The sequence below is a fragment of the Verrucomicrobiota bacterium genome (assembly GCA_016871495.1).
GTDB lineage: Bacteria > Verrucomicrobiota > Verrucomicrobiia > Limisphaerales > VHDF01 > VHDF01.
On sequence record VHDF01000042.1, the window covers coordinates 20,835 to 37,957 of the forward strand.

The following is a 17,123-nucleotide window of genomic DNA, read 5'->3' on the forward strand; positions in this document are numbered from 1 at the left end:
GCCATCTCCCATGAACTCTCGATTGATCATCCCCACCCTTGGAATCCTGGCCTTTCTCGTCTGGGCCGCCACCGCACAGAACAATCCGCCGACCGCGGCGCCCGCCGCGGCCAACCCCTCCCCGGCCGCCACCGCGCCCACCACGCCTGCCCCCAATGCTCCCGCTCTGCCGGGCTTGCCCGAAAGGCCCGCCCGTGTCACCGCGCGCCCCGCTCCAGCCACGCCTTCCACCAACGCCCCTGCCGCCTCCCCACTTGGTACCGCCGCGGCTCCCGGAACCCGCCCCTCGCTCTTCCCCCCTGTGCCCGGCCAGACCACCGCGACTCCCGCCAACACCAACCAACCGGTGGTCATCCGTCCCGGCACCGCGGTGGCCGGATCGGTTCCCGGCGCTGCCGGCGCCGACGACGGCACCGATCCCGCACTGGAGCCCGGCACGGTTCAGATCAGACCGCGTTCAGGCTCCCGCCTGAACATGGAGGATCTCATGAAGGGCTTCAGCTGGTCCGGCGCTCCCATCGATCAAGTTCTCGATTACTATGCCCAACTTACCGGCCGCACCGTTTTGCGCCCCTCCAGCCTGACCGGCACCGTCACCATCAAAACTCACAACGACCTCACCCGCCGCGAGGCGATCGAGGCCTTGGACAGCGTGCTGGCCTTGAACGGCATCACCATGATCAACCGCGGCGAGCGCTTCGTCAAAGCGGTCCAGCAGCAGCAAGCCGGTCAGGAAGCCGCCGCCTTCTCCAACGTCAATGAGAAGGACCTGCCTGAAGCCGAGCAGTACACAACCCAAATCGTTCAACTCAAGAACGCCAAGCCCAGCGAAGTCGTCCAGGCCCTCACTCCCTTCGCCAAAAATCCCACCGGCATCGTCGGGATCGATTCCAGCCAGATCATCGTGCTGCGGGATTACGCCGCCAATGTCAAACGCATGCTGGAGGTGCTCAAGAGAATCGACGTGGTGCCCGAGATGGATTACCAACTCGAAGTCATCCCCATCAAATACGGGAAGGTCGAGGACATTTACAACACCATGAGCAGCCTCATCGGCGGCGGGGGCGGCGCTGTCGGTTCTTCCACCCGCAGCACACGATCCACCGCCACGACGGGAGGACGGGGTGGCGCGGCCTTCGGAACCGCCGCCCTGCAGCAACAGCGCACCGCCTTGCAGCCCAACCAACCCGTCGCCCAACCCAATCAATCGAGCTTCCAAGACCGGCTCAATCGCCTGGTGAATCGGGCCTCCGGCGGAAACGAAGCTCAGTTGCTCACCGACGCCAAAATCATTCCTGACGAGCGATCCAATTCGCTGATCGTGTTCGCCAATAAACAAGATCTCAAAATGATCACCAACATCGTGGCCAAGGTCGATGTCGCCCTGGCCCAGGTCATGATCGAAGCCATCGTTCTCGAAGTCACGCTCGGCGACAACCGCAACATGGGCGTCAGCTATTTGCAGCGTCCGCAGTCGTCCGGACAGTTCAGCGGCGCCGGAGGCGTCAATAACGGCCAGACTTTCATCAATCCCAAAAGCTTCCTCACCGCGGCCACCTCCAACGCCCCCTCGGGGCCCGCCGGCATTGGAGCCCTGCCCTCGGGTTTCTCCTACTTCGGAGTCTTCGGCAACGAGTTCGATGTCGCCGTCACCGCCATTGCCGGCGACAGCACCGTCAACGTCATGTCCCGGCCCCGCATCGTCACCTCCCACGCCGTTCCCGGAAGCTTCTTCGTCGGGGACACCGTTCCCTACATCACCGGCACGAGCTACGGCTACGGTGGCTTCGGCGACTCGTTTGGCGGCAACCGCTCCACCTACACCCAGCTCAGCGTCGGCATTCAACTCGATGTCACGCCGTTCATCACGCCGGATGGACTCGTGGTCATGGAGCTGCAACAGAACATCGAGCAACTCGGCACCACCGTGAAAATTGACAACAACGACGTGCCCACCACGGTCCGCCGCACCGCCAATGCCACCATCTCCGTCCGCGATCGCGACACCATCATGCTCGGCGGTTTCATCAACTCCAACAAAACCAAAAGCTCATCCGGCGTGCCCGGCCTCATGAGAGTTCCGGTCCTCGGCAACCTCTTCAAAAGCAAATCCGACAACAACAAACGCGTCGAGTTGATCGTCCTCATGCGCCCTCTGGTGCTGCAATCGCCCAAAGACGCCGCCGTCCTCGCCCGCGAAGAACTCGAGAAACTCCCCGGCGTGCGCCGCGCGCAAGTCGATTGGGAAAAGGAAGAACAGACCCGCACGGACAAAGCGAACAAGGAAATCAAAGACAAACGGTCGAAGAACAAGCAATCCGGCAACGTGCCCAAGGATCTGCTGTTCGATCAACCCGCCCCGACATCCCCGGCCGAACTTCCTCCACCTGCGCCCGAAACCAAACCGCCCGCCGCTCCCGAATCGACCAAGCCGTAACCCGTCCCGAGGCGGCCCTTGTCCCTGCAACGGACCTTTGCTAGATTGTCGGCGCTCGACACGCTCCAGGGACGCGGAACGACTCCGCCCTCCCCGGGACGAGTCCGGGCTTGAACTGAAACTCGATTATGCCACACGAACTCCCTGCCCTGCCCTACGCCCACGACGCTCTCGAACCCCATATCGACAAAGCCACCATGGAAATCCATCACGGAAAGCACCACAACGCTTACGTGACCAATCTCAACAAGGCTTTGACGGGCAACGCCGCCCTCGAAGCCATGCCGATCGAGGACTTGATCAAGAACCTGGGCTCCGTGCCTGATGCCACTCGCGGACCGGTCCGCAACAACGGCGGCGGCCACTACAACCACGCCCTGTTCTGGAAACTGATGAGCCCTGGCGCGGGCGGCGCGCCGTCCGGACCGCTGGCCGCGGACCTCCAGGCCGCCTTTGGAAGTTTCGAGGCCTTCAAGGAGAAATTCGAAGCCGGCGGCGTCGGCCGCTTCGGAAGCGGCTGGGTCTGGTTGATCGTCAACAAGTCCGGAAAACTCGAAATCGTCTCCACCCCCAACCAGGATAATCCGGTCATGGACGGTACCGGACGGCCCATCCTTGGCTGCGATGTGTGGGAACACGCCTACTACTTGAAGTACCAGAATCGCCGGCCCGACTATCTCAAGGCGTTCTGGAATGTGGTGAATTGGAACGAAGTGGCCCGTCTCTACGCTCAAGCCAAAGGCTGAGAGAGGGCTTTACCCTGCGAAATCCCCACCACGCCGTCCGAAGCACACGGACGGCGTTCTTTTTTTGGAGCCGGCCTTCCGGCCGAACGCCGAGTTCCAGCAGCGACGATTCACATCGGCTCACTCGGAGCCACCCTCCGGGCATCCGGCTATTGCACCGTCACCGCCCGGTAGAAGCGCGGACCTGAACCTTGAGCGTTGGGATCGGAGATGCGAACGACTCCATTCACCGAATTGGTGGTCATGAGCGGCGTCCAAACGTCAAACGAAGTTGTCCACTCGATGGTGTATTCCCCGCCGGGCAGTCCGCTGAGATCGAATTGCAGGGATCCATTGCTGAACCCTGGAGGTGCAAACCTTGCCGGGGCCTCCAATCGGTAGGTCAAGTTGGCCGTCCCCGTCGCTCCATTCACACCATCGACCGCAATGTAATAAACCGTCCCTCGAATGATGGGCACCACGACTTTGCTGTCCTTCCCGTCCGTTCCGCCATCGTTGTCGCAAGCGACAGGAGTCAACGTCGCAAAGTCCGCCGCGTTCCCCGTGTAAACCGCCAGCACGGTGTCGAAATCGCTGCCATCCGTGGTCAGCGTCAGGAACCCGTCGGCTTCCGGAGTGTAGGAAGTCCACTGACTGGACCCGCCGATCACACCGCAATGCTGAGGCTCCCCTTCCTCCGTATTCGACCCGAATGAGTTGAAGATCTGGCTGCCGGAATAACCGCGCGCCACAGCCGTTCCTGTCCGCCTCGTCCGGGGCAATCCGCCCAACGCCCTTTCCAAGGGCAGAGGCGACGGGGTCAATGCATCCGAGGAGAGTTCCAGAAAGAGAACGGCATCCGACAACTTGTCTTCGCTGGAGACGTTTGCATTGACCTTGTCTCCTTCGCTCAAGTTGACCTGTAACCTCGCCGATCGGCTGGTGATGCTGGCTGAGGGATTCGAGACCTCGACAACGTAATCGCCAAGATTGGTCAACTGCACGGCCGTGATCGAAAGTGTTTCGGAGGTCGCCCCTGGGATGGCGGCTCCATTGAAAAACCATCGATACGTAATGGGATTGAGGGAGCCCACCGGATTCACCGCGGCCACTTTGAATTCCGCCGCGGCGCCCAACCGGGTCACGACCGTTTGCGGATGACTGTGTTCTTGGCGGAAAGCGCGACTTGAAACGTCCGGCTCGACCGGGCGCCCTGCTCATCGATCACCGACACCGTCACCAGCGCCGATCCCGTGGCGTCGGCTGAAGGCGATATGCTTAATCCACGCCGGGCCCCCGTTCCTTCGATCTTCAAGGCGGCATCCGGCAGCACACTTTGATCGCTCGACCTCGCCACCACTTGCAGTTTCTCGACAGGTGTTTCAGCGTCCGTAACCACGATCGAGATGGGACCGATGACGCGCCCACCCACGCTCACCTGATCTTGAATCTCGTTCAGGGTCGGCGCCGTGTTCGCTCCTTGGTCGATCGAATGGGCGTTCACGCTGAGCACGTAACGAACCGGTGTCTTGTTGCCGGGATCGCCGTGCAGAACCAGCACGTACTCGGCGGCACGCGGAGGCAGATATTCGAAATCGTTGTTCAACGCTGTCCCTCCCAGGGCCTCGTTGGCCGTGCCGTAGAGCGTCCAATAGGCGCCGGCATCCAGCCCCTGCCCGTTGAAATACAGCCGCTCCTTGCCCGTGACCGTGAGCCGAAGGATCCGCGCGCTGGTCGGGGGATCCAACACCCCGTCGAATGCGGTGTTGTAGCGAAGCACCGGCTGCGAGGCGACGTCAAAGAGCTGAAAAGCAAAAGCGCCCTTCGCATCGCCGCTTCCGTCAATCGACAGGGTAAAAACGCCCGATTCGCCAAGGGTCAACGGGCCAAAATCACCCCCCGCGGCAAACTCGCGCAAAACCCCGCCTGAAGGATTGATGAAGCGAGCGCGCAGGGACGCATGCTCCGCGAACAACGAATCGAAGTACAACTTTTGACCGGGAAAACCCTTGAACTTGAACATCGAAAAATCCCCGGCCCGTTCCAAGACGCCTTTCATCACCGCACCGAGCTCCAGTTCCAAATCGGGAATGGAAGCGACATTGACGCTGAATTTGAAGCTCGGCGGCTTCTCGGCATGACTCGTGAGGACCAGCAGGTGCACCCCTGTTTGGGTGGCGACGGATTCGAAATCGCGATTGATGGTGTTGCCACCCAGAGCCGCATTGCCTGGACCGTAAAGATTCCACGCCCCCGTAAATTCCGAACCCAAACCATCGAAGAAAAGTCGCTGGCCGGCCGTCGCCAGCACCTTGTAAATCACCGCGCCGAATCCCGGATCCACGACGCCAGCATACTCGCGATTGAGGACCAACTCAGGCTGGCTTCCCATTTCAAACACTCGAAATGCAAAGTCCCCGATGGCGCCGCCGTTGGCATCAATGACCACTCGATAATGGCCATTCCCCCCCAAAGTCACAGGACCCCGGTCATTGTCGATCGCCACAGCGAACAAATCAGCGCCCGACTCCACATCCTGAACGCGGGCCACACCTCCGCCAAATCCCTTCATACCGTCGAAATACAGCCGCTGCCCCGCCACGCCTGCAAACTCGAATATTCTGCGATCCCCCGGCAGCGAAATGCTGCCGGACACCACCGAATTCAACGGCAGCTTCTCCGTGGTCACACGTGCCGGCAAAGCCCGGAACGCATAGCCCGCCGGAGCCGCCGTCCTTCCGTCCATCGTCAGAACATAAACGCCATCGGACGGAAGGATGACCTCCATATCAGCGCCCCAATGAACCTGCGCCAGCACGGCGTTCTGGGGACTGTAAAGTCTCCAATCGCCTCCATTGGTGCCCAAGCTGTCGAAGTACCACCGCTGCCCAGCCCCCCCCAACAATGCATAAGGGGTGATCCCCAACCCCAGGTCGTTGACTTTGCGAATCTCCACCCCTGCCTCAATCCTGGCTGCTTTCGCCAAATCAAGCATCCGGAATCGAAAATCCGCTCGCACTCGAGAACCATTGTCCACCAACAACGTGTAACGCCCGCCCATCTCGAGGCTGAATGGATTGGTATCCGAATCCGAATTGCCATTGACGTGCTGCACTCGTCCCACCGGTCCGTAAAGACGCGAACTAACTCCATCGAAATCCGCGTCAAGAGCGTCGTAAAGCAGCCTCTGACCGACGGAACCGTCGAGAGTGAATTGGCGCGCTTCGCCGGGATCGAGATCTCCCGCGACGCTCTCGCCCAAGGACAGCGCGGGAGCCTGGGAAAAGTTGAGCAGGTGAAACTTGTCGGTTCCGGTTCCCCTGACTTGCAAGGTCAGCTTGCCATTCTTCGGGATGATGAAAGGACCGCTGTCTCCATTGGACCCCACGGTGAAAAGATTCGCCCCACCAGCCGGGGCCTCACGCAAATCCACCAAAACTCCCCCGGCCGGATCCTGCGCATCAAAGTAAACCAAATGCCCGGCCACACCATCGAATTCAAACCGGTTCGTTCCTCCGCCCGTCACGGATCCTTGAATCAGTTGCCCGAAACCCGCAAGCGTCCCCGTGGGCTCCTCCAAAACGGTCAGCAAGAATCCATAAGGCAGCGAAGCGGCCGGATTATTGTCTGACACGATCATGACATAATGCTCGCCTGACTCCACCAGAGCGAAATCCAAGTTCCTCGCCCTCAACCCGCCAAAATCGGTCGTCACTCCCGAAGGATTCACCAACCGGGCCGAAATGCCCCCGTCCGTGGCACCCGCCCCGGCCAGTCGCATCCGTTGTCCCGCCTTGGCCGAAAACCGATACAAATCCATGCGAGCCCCCGGAACCAGCGCCCCCACCACATTGCCTCCGATGCTGATCGGAGCCGAAGCCGCCAAATCAAGCGCGCGAAATTGAAAGTCACCCACCCAGGCCCTGGATGCGGTGAACGTAATGCGATGCTTCCCGGTTTCCTTGAAAACTTCCACCGCCCCATCCGCCGCGCCCCCTGACCCCAAATCCCCCGCCGGCGGACTCGAGAAAACATACCGAACCGGGGCGACGCCACCAAGAGGCGAAAGCCAGTCCAAGATGACCTTTTGCCCCGCCACGCCGTCGAAAAGGAATTGGATGGAATCGCCCGGATTCTGAATGGCACCCCGCGTCGTTTGACCCAAGAGCAGAGCCGACTGCGCGGCGACCATCGGAGTGACCCGCAGGCCATAAGGAACCGGATTCTCCGAATTGCCATCCAGCACTAAAAAATACTCGCCGTCACCCGGAAGGGTCACGGTGGAGTCGCCGGTCAAGTTGCTTCCCGTCAGCCAGCGTCCGGTCGGCTCATAGAATCCCCAACCGGCAGCGGTGGAAGGGCCCATAAAGTCCAGGTATAACCTTTCGTCAATCTTGCCTCGAATGCGGAAGATAACGCTCTGATTTCCTCGCTCCATGGAGTCACCCTGATCCCAAAGCAGGTACATTGCATTGCCCCCAAAGCCCTCCTCGAACTGTGCGCGCATGCGATAAACACCCGGCGCAACGGGCACGGAGGCCGGGCCGACCCTGATGGCCTGGCCCTGGCCCCAGTTGTTGTCCGTGAGCTCCGGCGAAGCTTTTTCGAATTGCCCATTTCCATCCAGGTCGATCCAGAGGCGGCTGCCATCGTCGCTCGAGGTGAAAAACCGCGTGTTCGGGATCGTGACCAGAACGGTGCCATCCCACTGAACCGAATAGTCTTCCCAATTGTCATCCGTCCCTTTGGTCAACCCGACTGCGGCACGAGAGCCCCAATTCGGATTGTCGAAGGCGATCTGAGAGTCGGCTCTTTTCCCCGCCACAGGTTGCGTAATCCGCCAATCATCCTGCTCTGGATGGCTCCTTAAACTGGAGTTGATATAGGTTCCCACGACATCCAAAGCTGGGGCCGGCACCACGGAGAAGCCGTACGCCTTGCCATACTCCAAATCGCGCACGGCGGAGGATCCGAGGTCGATCCACCGAAACGCGTAATCTCCCGTTGTCGCTCCGATGCCATCCAGCACGAGCGTGTACACGCCGGCCTGGCCGATCGTAAATGGACCGCGGTCCGTGACTCGATTGACCTCCCAAAGCGATTCCCCTCCGGGGCCGAGCAGCCGGGCGTGAACGGATCCGGGATGATTGCTTTGCGCATCGAAGTAAAATTGTTGCCCCACGCGGGCGGTGAACCGGAATTGGTGCTGGTCACCCGGGCGAAGAATCGAACCCTCCAAGCGCTGGTTCATGAGCAAGTCCTCCACCGCGTGTTCATACGCGTTCACCCGGAAAGCAAAAGGAATCGGGTTCGGCGCTCCATGCCCGTAGATGAACAAGTGATACGCCCCGGCGCGCGGGAGGGTCAGCTCGAAGCTGCCCGATAATCCCACATTCCCCAACGTCTCGTTCGCGGGACCAAACAAAATCATGCCGCCGCCCGCTTGCCCCCACAGACCGTTGAAAAAGAGCCTCTCCCCCTGCCGGCCTTCATAACGGTAAGCCTGCAAAACCGTTCCGGGATCCAGGCTCTGTCCCGCTTCCCATTCCAGGAACATCGTGTTTGCTCCGAATTACTCCGCATACTGGACACGAAACGCGTAAGTGCCCGCCGGAATCCGCTCCATCGGCCCGCGCCGGGTCGTGCCTTGACCTTGGCCCCAATTATTATTGAGAAACTCCGGACCCGTTTCTTCAAACTTGCCATCCGCATTCAAATCAACCCAGAGCCGACTGCCATCGTCACTGCTGGTATAGAGCCTCGCGCCTTCCCGCCACCTGCTGGGTGACACGCCAGTCATCCTGGGTTGCGTAGCTCCGCAGGCTTTCATTGATATAACTCCCCACGACTTTGATCAACGCCGAAGCGGGTACACTCTCAATGCCCACTCCATACGTCGTGTTCAACTGCAAAGCCCGCACGGGCGGGGACGCAAGGTCGAACAACCGAAACCGATAAGCCCCGATGTTCCCCGCCCCTCCCTCCACGATGAACTGATACTTGCCGAACTCCGTGAGAGTCAACGGCCCGAAGTCGGAATCCATTCCCCTGAAAAAAAGATCCGCCCCACCCGGCGAGCGCAAACGAACCGTCGCCCGGGTGAACCCCTCGATGGCATCGTAAAAAAGACGCTGCCCGGGCGCCCCATCGAACTCGTAGACCGCATCCTCGCCCGCCGCGTTGATCTCCCTGGACACCAGAGCTCCCAGCCCCAGGACCTGCGTCCGGGTCCCGGCCCTCGATGGAACCAAGTCAAAAAAAGCCGGTTCACGACCTCCGCCCCCGATTCCCAACACGTAAATCGATTCGAAGACCGTGGTAAACTCCAAATCCGCATTCCACGAATTCTGGCTCAGGATCTCATTCTTGGGACCATAGACCGCCCATCCCCCGCCATTGGTCCCACGCCCGTCAAAAAACCAGCGTTCCCCGGCCTTCGCCGCGAATCGGCGGAAGATAGCCCCCGTTGGCGGATCCATCTTGCCTGTCAAAGGCGAACCCAACTCCAGCATCGGCGCTTGATCCACATCGAAATAACGGAATCGGAAGTCCGTTTTCACGTTGCTCACGTTTTCCGTAATCCAATAGTAACGCCCTGCGGCTCCCAGCGTGAAAATGCCAACATCATGATCCGCGTTCCCGTTCACAAATTGGATGTTCCCCGCTGAATTGAGGAGTCGAATGAGCACCGGATCGAAATCCGCATCCAATGCGTCATAGAAGATCCGTATCCCCGCGGTCCCCTCAAAAGCAAAAACCTCGGTCTGCGCGATTTCCAAATCTCCCTTCATTTCCACGCCCGGCGGCACGTGTTTCAGTCCTGTCAAATCCAGCAACCTCAACCGATAGGCTCCGGTCCCCCGCACCACCACATCGTAGGCAGCACTGGAAGCAACCAAATGCGGACCCGAGTCCCCACTGGCACCCACCGTGAACATGTTCCCCCCGGTTCCATCCGAACGCCGAAAATCCACCACCACGCCTCCGGCTCCCCGGTTCAAACTATCCAGGTAAACCCACTGGCCCGCCACGGCTTGGACCGTAAATCGATTCGTCCCTCCCGTAACCGAACCTTCCAAGATCTGCCCAAATCCGATCGATTGCCCCTTGGCATCCGCCGCCGCAGTCACCTCGAACTGATAAGAGAAAGCGAGGCTCCCTGAACCCGTCCCGGCCACCAGCAAGACACAAATACCGTCGGTGGGGAGCACCACTTCGCCTAAATCGGTCCGAAATCCGCAGCCGGAAATTAACACTTGGTCCGCGGCACCATAAAACTCCCAGGAGGCCGCTGTCGAACTTGAGACGCTGGCCAGCCAGCCCTTTCCAAAAATACACCACCGACTGCCGTTGCGGAGCCAAAACTCCGTTCACCGTCTTGCCCGACACAAGCTCCGGCCCGGAGGCCACATCAAGAATGCGGAACTTGAATTCTCCGGTGGATTCGCGAATGCCATCGACCGTGACCAGATAGTTCCCGGTCTCCTCCAAAGTCTGCAATCCCCCGTCGCGTCCGGCGACCGAGTTGAGCACCTGTTTTCCCGAAGGTGCAGTGACCGTGATCGTCAGTCCGCCATTGTCCGGCTCCAATCCATCCAGAAATACCCGCTGCCCGGCGGTGCCTTTGATCGAGTAGCCGACGAGGCCACCCGCCAAGGCAATCTTCCCCTCAACGGTCTCGCCATACCGAATCACCGAACTGGCGGGCAAGAGCTGAGCCCAAGCCGGGAACGACTTCAGGAGAAATCCCGTGAGGAATCCGAGGAGGATGAGGGGTCGTTTCATAATTCACGCGTTCGCAATTCCAGGAATTGCATTGAGAATAGCTTCCAGCGGGAACTCCCCGCAGGGCTCCCATGCCAGGAGCATACCACAAGCCAATGCCCGGGCGCAGCTCAAAACCCGAGGCCGAGATCACGGTAAAACAAAGCGGCGGATTCCAAGGAATCCGCCGCTTCAAATCGGGTGCTGAACAGGTCGGGATCTCAGGCCTTCTTCGACTCGCCTTTTTTCCAAGTGCGCTTGGGTGGCTTGGTCACCAAACCCTGCTTCAAGGCCTTGGCGCTGACTCGGATGTAGCGGACTTCGCCGTCCACCACCGCCTTAACCCGTTGCAGGTTGGGGAAAAACCTTCGCTTGGTAATGGCGGTGACGTGGGTGCCAATGCCGCCCTGTTTCTTGGCTTTTCCACTGCGCCAAATAATACTGCCCTTGACCGGGCCCTTGCCTGTTAATTCGCAAATTCTTGCCATATCTACATTTCCGCGAAGCTCGCGAGCGGGCGAAACTATCAACCTTCGCCGCCAATGCAAGGACGAATGTTTCCTAATTTCAGTTCCTCAGTTCCCGGTGCTTCCGCAAGCTGACGGGGCGCGCCGTTCACAGCGCTTCCGCTCGCGCCAGCCTGCCTGACCGGCTCGGATGGAACCTCGCCCTCCCGCTCCAGGGCCCGCCATGGGTGGATGCCTTCGCCCCGGCAGCACCCTTGCCCCTCCAACCTGCGATGCCCCTTTCAAGACATGCCCTGAAGCGGCGTGAACGCCGCGCGCATCACTGACAAACCTGTGAATGCGCGGAGATCCGCCCCAGGCGCGCTTGGCCCGCCTACTTCAACGGAATGGGAGGTGGGTTGATGTTGGGAATCGGAGCATCAATCTCACTGTCGGCTGCCCCACCGTCCTTCTTCTCGTCGCCCTTCTTGTCGGCCATGAAATCGGCGCGATTCTTGAGGATCGCATCGATGTTCCACTTCGACACCAAATAGGTCCAGTTTGCCAGGGCTTTCTCTTTCGCCAATTTCTCCTTCAGCTTGTCTTGCTTTTCCTTGAATTCCTTGTCGAGCTTTTCCTTGTCCTCCGGCTTCTCATCCTTGCCGGGGGTGCGTTCTCCAGCCAGCGAGGCACTCGTCGCCACTTGCAGATGGTAGTTCTCTTCCGGCGTCTTCGATCCGATTTTGATTTGATAAGTAAAACCCTCAAACGTTTCAACGGTCGCGGTCATCGGCTGATGAAGTCCGGTCGTTTCCGGCTTCGCCTCGGGCGAAACCACGTCGGTGAAACTTGGATAGGAGAACAAGTTCCCAGCCGCAGAAGCTTTCGTCGCGTCAAATTTCTCCTCCGGCTTGGCGTCCGCCAGCTTCAATTCCCCGCCCTCGGTCTCCCGATGGATTTTCCACGAGTTCGTGTCCTGGGTGTGAGTGACCGCGACGCTCTTCAGTTTTTCAACTTTGAAGAATTCTTTGTCGATCCACGTCTCGGCCTTGGGTTCCAGGTTGTTCAACGGATCAGAAATGACCGCCACGTCCTGCCCTGGTTCGCCCACGAGCAGGTAACGGCCGTCCGGCCATTCCCCGCCTCCGCCAAAAGGAGATGCCTCGCCGCCGGATTTCTTCACGTGCTTCTTGCCCAGCAACACGGACTTGATCGTTTTGCCGCTGGCATCCTTCAATTGGACCAGTGTCCCGGAATTGGTTCCCTGGTCAGGAGGAAGGAGGTCCAACCGCCCAAGCTGGGAGGCTCCCACTTTGACGGCTTGGACCGTCTTGAGTTCCCAGAGTTTTCTGAGGGTGTCGCCGATTTCACTGAAGTTGGCCGGATACTCGAAGCGCTCCTTCACGTGCCACGCCTCGCCCTTCTTGACGAGGTGAAGCGTGTTGGTTTGCTGTTGGATCACGATGGAGCTGACTTCGTTGATGGGGAACTCGCCCAAGGCTTTTTGGCCCATGCTTTGCCCCGACGACTTCCAGGCGGAGGTGTCGCGTCGATACAGGAGAGCTCCCAGGCCGACGACGACGGCCCCCACCACCAGGATGAGGATGAGTTGCTTGCGGTTCATTTTGCGGCGGTCTTCTTGCGTTTCATCATCGCGAGCAGGATGCCCGCCACGGTCACTCCCAGGGGCATGCCTGCGATATTGACCCACTTCAAGGAATTCTCCAGGGAATCAATGTCCCGCCGGAGCTGTTTCCGAACGTCCTTCAGTTCCTTCTTCACCTCGGCCTCCTTCTTGCGGAAATTCGCCAATTCCTGTTGCTGCTCCGGAGACATGATAAAACGTTGATTCTTGTCCTGCTTCGTCCGCTGCAGCTCGTTCAAACGCTGCTGGGCATTGGCGAGGTCGCCCTCCAGTTGCTTGATCTTGGCCCGGTAGCTCTCCTCCGCCTGAGCCTGCATCTTCTTCACGACCGTAAAGGGCCGGCTAATGGTGGCCCGCGTGCGGACCTGGATCAGGCTGCTGTCCCCGGACATTTGCTCCACCAGGTTTTGGGCGAGGTTCAGATTCTGATTCAAAGGGGTGGCCAGTTGCTGCCCAAAGAAGTTTTGCACGCGCACCGTAAACTGGTCGTAAAGCATGTCCACGTCGCCGAACAAGACCACCACGGCCTCCTTCGTGCCTTCCTTCAACCCCTCCCCTTTCTTTTCCTCTTTCTTTTCGCCGTCCGCGGGCGGCGCCGCCGCTGGCTTGCCTTCCGGAAAAGCAGTCTTGAACTTGCCGCTCAGCCGGATGGCCAAACTTTGCTCCTTGCCCGAACGAACATAGTCCTTGTTGATATTGCCCCCGGCGAACTCGGCCATGAATTTTTCGATCTGAGCCGAGTCGGGGGTGGTCTTCAGCAAGGTCGTCTGGGTCAAACCCGAAACCGGCGTTCCCGAAAACACGCCGGAAAACGCCATCAGCAAATTGTCGATCTGGCTCGTCACCACATCGCCCTCCAGCACGCCATCCTTGTTGATGCTGAGGACGGTGGGTAAAGCTTCCGGCCGCCCGCCCCGGCTGAGTTGCGTTACAAAATTCATGTCCGCCACCACTTTCTCCGAGGAGAACTCAATCCCCCAGGCCTTGAACAATTTGTCGAGCGAAGAACCACTGGAAGCCGCGCGCTGAAGCGGATTCGAAGGGTTCGCGGTGCTGTCCACCACACACAGGGGATCGACAAACGCGATCAACGAACCGCCTTTCAGCACAAACTGATCGATCGCAAACTGCGCCGGCTCAGGGAGATTCTTCGGATGCAGCACCAGCAACACCTTGATGTCGTCCTCAATGTGATCCACCGACGTCTCGATTTGCTTGACGTTGAAATCACGCTTCAGCTCGTTGATGAACACCCAGGCGGGCTGCTGACCGCCCCGGCCCATCTGCATCATCATCGGGTTCATGGCCGACCCGAACACAGGCAGGGAACTCATCACGCCCACGACCGGCTTGGTGGGGCTGATGACCTGCGAAATAGCCCGCGAAATATCGTACTCCAGCAGCTTTTCCCGGTCAGGAGAGAGGGTCACGGGAAATTTGGCGTCCAAACAGCTCACCGCCAGACCGAGATAAATCTTGTCGGTCATGTTCACCATCATGCCCTCGACACCGTCCAAGTTGGCGGATTCCTCGGCATCCGAATCGGGTTGCGGATCGAGTTTTTCCAGCTCGATCAATCCCTTCGAGTGCTGCTGATACTCGTCCAGCAAATCCTCCACCCTGCGGGCGTGGTTCTGCCAGGGCACCGGCATGGCGTTCTCCCCTTGGGTGTAATAAAACCGGATTTTGACCGGCGTATCCAATTTCTTGAGGATGCTCTTGGTCCCTTCCGAAAGCGTGAAGATCTTATCCTGCGTCAAATCCACCCGAACCTTCGCGCGGCTGGCGATCAAGTTCAGGAAGATCAGGATGAGGAACATCGCCCCCACCCCGATCGTGGAGTAGAGCAGGGCCTCGTTGGACTTGTTCTTGGACATAGGCGGTGTCGAAAGTGAAGGGTTATCCGGCGCGGTGGCTGCGAATGATCACGCTCGTGGTGAACAGGGAGAATCCCATGACCGAGAGAAAGTAGAGCAAATCACGGGAATCCAGCACGCCGCGTTGGAAACCTTCGAAGTGCGGCATGACGCTGAAGGCCGCCACGCCCTTGACGAGCGCGTTCGGCGCCCATTTCACGAGCAGGTTCGTCACGGGCGGCCAGCCGGCCAAGATCAGGAAAAGACAGAAAACAACGGAGAGGATGAAGCTGATCACTTGATTGCGAGTCATGGCCGAGGTCACACAACTGATGGCCAAATAGGCCCCGGCCAGCATCAGGCTTCCCGCGTAACCTCCGGCGATGACGCCGAGATCCGCCGGTCCCAGATACCGGACCGTCGCTACGAGCGGAAAAGTCAGCGCCAGCGCCAGGGCCAGGAAAAGCCAGGAGGCCAGGAACTTCCCGAGAATCGCATGCCAGGGCGTAATGGGCATGGTCAAGAGCAACTCAATCGTCCCCAACCGGCGCTCCTCCGACCACAGCCTCATGCCGGCGGCCGGGACCAGAAACAAATAGAGCCACGGATGCCAGAGAAAAAAGGAAGTCAGCGAAGCCTCTCCCCGTTCGAAAAACCCGCCCGCCATGAACGTGAAGAAGCCGACCAATAATAGAAAAATAACAATGAAAACGTAACCCACGGGCGAGGCGAAGTAGCCTCCAAACTCCCGCTTCGTGATCGTCCAAATATTGCCGAGGGGTGTCCCTTGAGCGCTCATGCTTGCCTGTCCTTTTGCATTTGTGTGTCGGGAAGAGTGATGCTGCGGAAAACCTCGTCCAATCGCCCTTCATCCTGATGAAGTTCGAGAATCTGCCAGCCCTCGCGATTGGCCAACTCGTGCAAAGCGCGAGTCATCTGGCCGTCCGCCAGGGAGGTCTGAGGATAAATGCGCACGCCGGCCTCCCCGTTGGCGCCGAACGGAACCACGCGCTTGGCGCCCGCCACGGAGCCGGCTTTCGCCAGCACGTCCGCAGGGGCGGGGCCCGCAACCTTGAACAAAACCGTGCCGGCGAATTCTGAACGCTTCTTCAATTCCGACGGAGTTCCGTTCGCCACCACTTCGCCGCGGTCGATAATCATGGCGCGTGAACAGACCGCTTCGACTTCCTCCAGGATATGTGTGGAAAAGATGATCGCCTTCTTTTCTCCCATGCGCCGGATCAACGTGCGCACTTCATGCTTTTGATTCGGATCCAGGCCGTCGGTCGGCTCGTCCAACACGAGCACCTCAGGATCATGAAGGATGGACTGGGCAAAACAGGTGCGATGACGGTATCCCTTGGAAAGCGTGTCCACACTCTGTTGCACCACGTTTTCGAGGAAACACGTTTCAATCACCCGGTGAACGGCCTGGGTGACGGAAGCCCCGCGCATGCCTCGCAGTTCCGCCGCAAATCTCAGGAAGCCCTCCACCGTCATGTCGGTGTAAACGGGCGCGTTCTCGGGCAGGTAGCCCAGGAGACGCTTGGCCGGGATGGGATTCTCCCAAACATCGAACCCTCCAACCGACGCCGTGCCCGACGTGGGCGGGAGGAACCCCGTCAACATGCGCATGGTGGTGGATTTGCCCGCGCCGTTCGGTCCCAGAAATCCAAGCACTTCCCCCTTCTCCACCGTGAAAGAGACGCCTTTGACGGCGTGCTTGGGGCCAAATTGTTTTCTCAGTTCGCTTACTTTGATCATTCGATCCTCATTCCAATATCATCGCACCGCAACCCGCGCCCGGATCAAGCCTCGCCGCACTGGGCAGCGAAATCCGACCCGATTACTACCTATACATATGATCGAGAGGCCTCTACCCATACAACGCTTGTCAAGAGGCGCAAGAGTAAGGCGATCCCCCGGGAGCTTCATTTCCGCGGGACGGATCCCTTTGACCCGTGCGAGCTCGAAAGGCTCAATCTTTCGAAGGGAGAAGTAAACAATATTCGGCAGGTTACCCCCTGACCCGGTGCATCCACAGGTTGTCGGGGCGCGCCGTTCACGGCGCTTCCGTTCCCGCCAATCGGCCGCGGCGATCTCCTCCTGTTCCATGGCCTGCCCTAGCCCGCATATTTCATGGCGCGATCGATTTTAGGAATTTGGAGGGCAAGATTTTCCTGAGACGCGGCGGAATGGGCGTTGGAGGGCTGGTGGTGGGGTGACGACAAGGGGGAACGGCGGTATCGC

Annotated in this window: 12 protein-coding genes; 2 read left to right on the forward strand and 10 right to left on the reverse strand. The window is 59.4% G+C overall.

Translation table 11 applies throughout. The annotated features are described in order from the left end of the window. Positions 1–10: 10 nt before the first annotated feature. Both FJ404_10890 and FJ404_10895 read left to right on the forward strand, forming a co-directional pair. A complete protein-coding gene (locus FJ404_10890; GenBank protein MBM3823374.1) occupies positions 11–2,437 on the forward strand; it encodes a hypothetical protein in 2,427 nt (808 codons plus the stop codon). Positions 2,438–2,562: 125 nt separating this feature from the next. After that, entirely contained in the window at positions 2,563–3,183 is a 621-nt protein-coding gene (locus FJ404_10895; GenBank protein MBM3823375.1) for a superoxide dismutase, read from the forward strand. 149 nt (positions 3,184–3,332) lie between these two features. Here FJ404_10895 and FJ404_10900 read toward each other — a convergent pair whose 3' ends face one another. The 10 genes from FJ404_10900 to FJ404_10945 all read right to left on the reverse strand — a co-directional run bounded on the left by FJ404_10900 (position 3,333) and on the right by FJ404_10945 (position 16,637). After that, the gene (locus FJ404_10900; GenBank protein MBM3823376.1) at positions 3,333–4,307 is read right to left on the reverse strand and encodes a hypothetical protein; all 975 of its coding nucleotides are present in this window, start codon (positions 4,305–4,307) and stop codon (positions 3,333–3,335) included. Next, positions 4,304–8,719 (reverse strand): hypothetical protein, encoded by a 4,416-nt coding sequence (locus FJ404_10905; protein MBM3823377.1) that lies wholly within the window; start codon positions 8,717–8,719, stop codon positions 4,304–4,306. Before FJ404_10905 ends, FJ404_10900 begins: the two co-directional genes overlap by 4 nt. Positions 8,720–8,734: 15 nt before the next feature. Next, positions 8,735–8,953, reverse strand: a complete 219-nt coding sequence (locus FJ404_10910; GenBank protein MBM3823378.1) for a hypothetical protein — start codon at positions 8,951–8,953, stop codon at positions 8,735–8,737. Further along, positions 8,904–10,241 (reverse strand): hypothetical protein, encoded by a 1,338-nt coding sequence (locus FJ404_10915; GenBank protein ID MBM3823379.1) that lies wholly within the window; start codon positions 10,239–10,241, stop codon positions 8,904–8,906. The genes FJ404_10910 and FJ404_10915 overlap by 50 nt, the downstream gene beginning before the upstream one ends. Further along, positions 10,165–10,947, reverse strand: coding sequence for a hypothetical protein (locus FJ404_10920; GenBank protein MBM3823380.1), 783 nt, complete (start codon positions 10,945–10,947; stop codon positions 10,165–10,167). Before FJ404_10920 ends, FJ404_10915 begins: the two co-directional genes overlap by 77 nt. A gap of 200 nt (positions 10,948–11,147) precedes the next feature. Beyond that, on the reverse strand, positions 11,148–11,414 hold the full coding sequence (gene rpmB / locus FJ404_10925) for a 50S ribosomal protein L28 (protein ID MBM3823381.1): 267 nt from the start codon (positions 11,412–11,414) through the stop codon (positions 11,148–11,150). 352 nt (positions 11,415–11,766) lie between these two features. Beyond that, entirely contained in the window at positions 11,767–12,996 is a 1,230-nt protein-coding gene (locus FJ404_10930) for a DUF4340 domain-containing protein (GenBank protein MBM3823382.1), read from the reverse strand. Next, on the reverse strand, positions 12,993–14,894 hold the full coding sequence (locus FJ404_10935; GenBank protein MBM3823383.1) for a hypothetical protein: 1,902 nt from the start codon (positions 14,892–14,894) through the stop codon (positions 12,993–12,995). Before FJ404_10935 ends, FJ404_10930 begins: the two co-directional genes overlap by 4 nt. A gap of 22 nt (positions 14,895–14,916) precedes the next feature. After that, on the reverse strand, positions 14,917–15,672 hold the full coding sequence (locus FJ404_10940; GenBank protein MBM3823384.1) for an ABC transporter permease: 756 nt from the start codon (positions 15,670–15,672) through the stop codon (positions 14,917–14,919). Then, positions 15,669–16,637, reverse strand: a complete 969-nt coding sequence (locus tag FJ404_10945) for an ATP-binding cassette domain-containing protein (GenBank protein MBM3823385.1) — start codon at positions 16,635–16,637, stop codon at positions 15,669–15,671. Before FJ404_10945 ends, FJ404_10940 begins: the two co-directional genes overlap by 4 nt. Positions 16,638–17,123: the final 486 nt, after the last annotated feature.

What these genes read in the sequence shown, in the direction of transcription:
- FJ404_10890 (MBM3823374.1), top strand. Translation starts at nt 11, where the DNA reads ATGAACTCTCGATTGATCATCCCCACCCTTGGAATCCTGGCCTTTCTC.
- FJ404_10905 (MBM3823377.1), bottom strand. Translation starts at nt 8,719, where the DNA reads ATGTTCCTGGAATGGGAAGCGGGACAGAGCCTGGATCCCGGAACGGTT.
- FJ404_10920 (MBM3823380.1), bottom strand. Translation starts at nt 10,947, where the DNA reads ATGAAACGACCCCTCATCCTCCTCGGATTCCTCACGGGATTTCTCCTG.
- rpmB (MBM3823381.1), bottom strand. Translation starts at nt 11,414, where the DNA reads ATGGCAAGAATTTGCGAATTAACAGGCAAGGGCCCGGTCAAGGGCAGT.
- FJ404_10930 (MBM3823382.1), bottom strand. Translation starts at nt 12,996, where the DNA reads ATGAACCGCAAGCAACTCATCCTCATCCTGGTGGTGGGGGCCGTCGTC.
- FJ404_10935 (MBM3823383.1), bottom strand. Translation starts at nt 14,894, where the DNA reads ATGTCCAAGAACAAGTCCAACGAGGCCCTGCTCTACTCCACGATCGGG.
- FJ404_10940 (MBM3823384.1), bottom strand. Translation starts at nt 15,672, where the DNA reads ATGAGCGCTCAAGGGACACCCCTCGGCAATATTTGGACGATCACGAAG.
- FJ404_10945 (MBM3823385.1), bottom strand. Translation starts at nt 16,637, where the DNA reads ATGATCAAAGTAAGCGAACTGAGAAAACAATTTGGCCCCAAGCACGCC.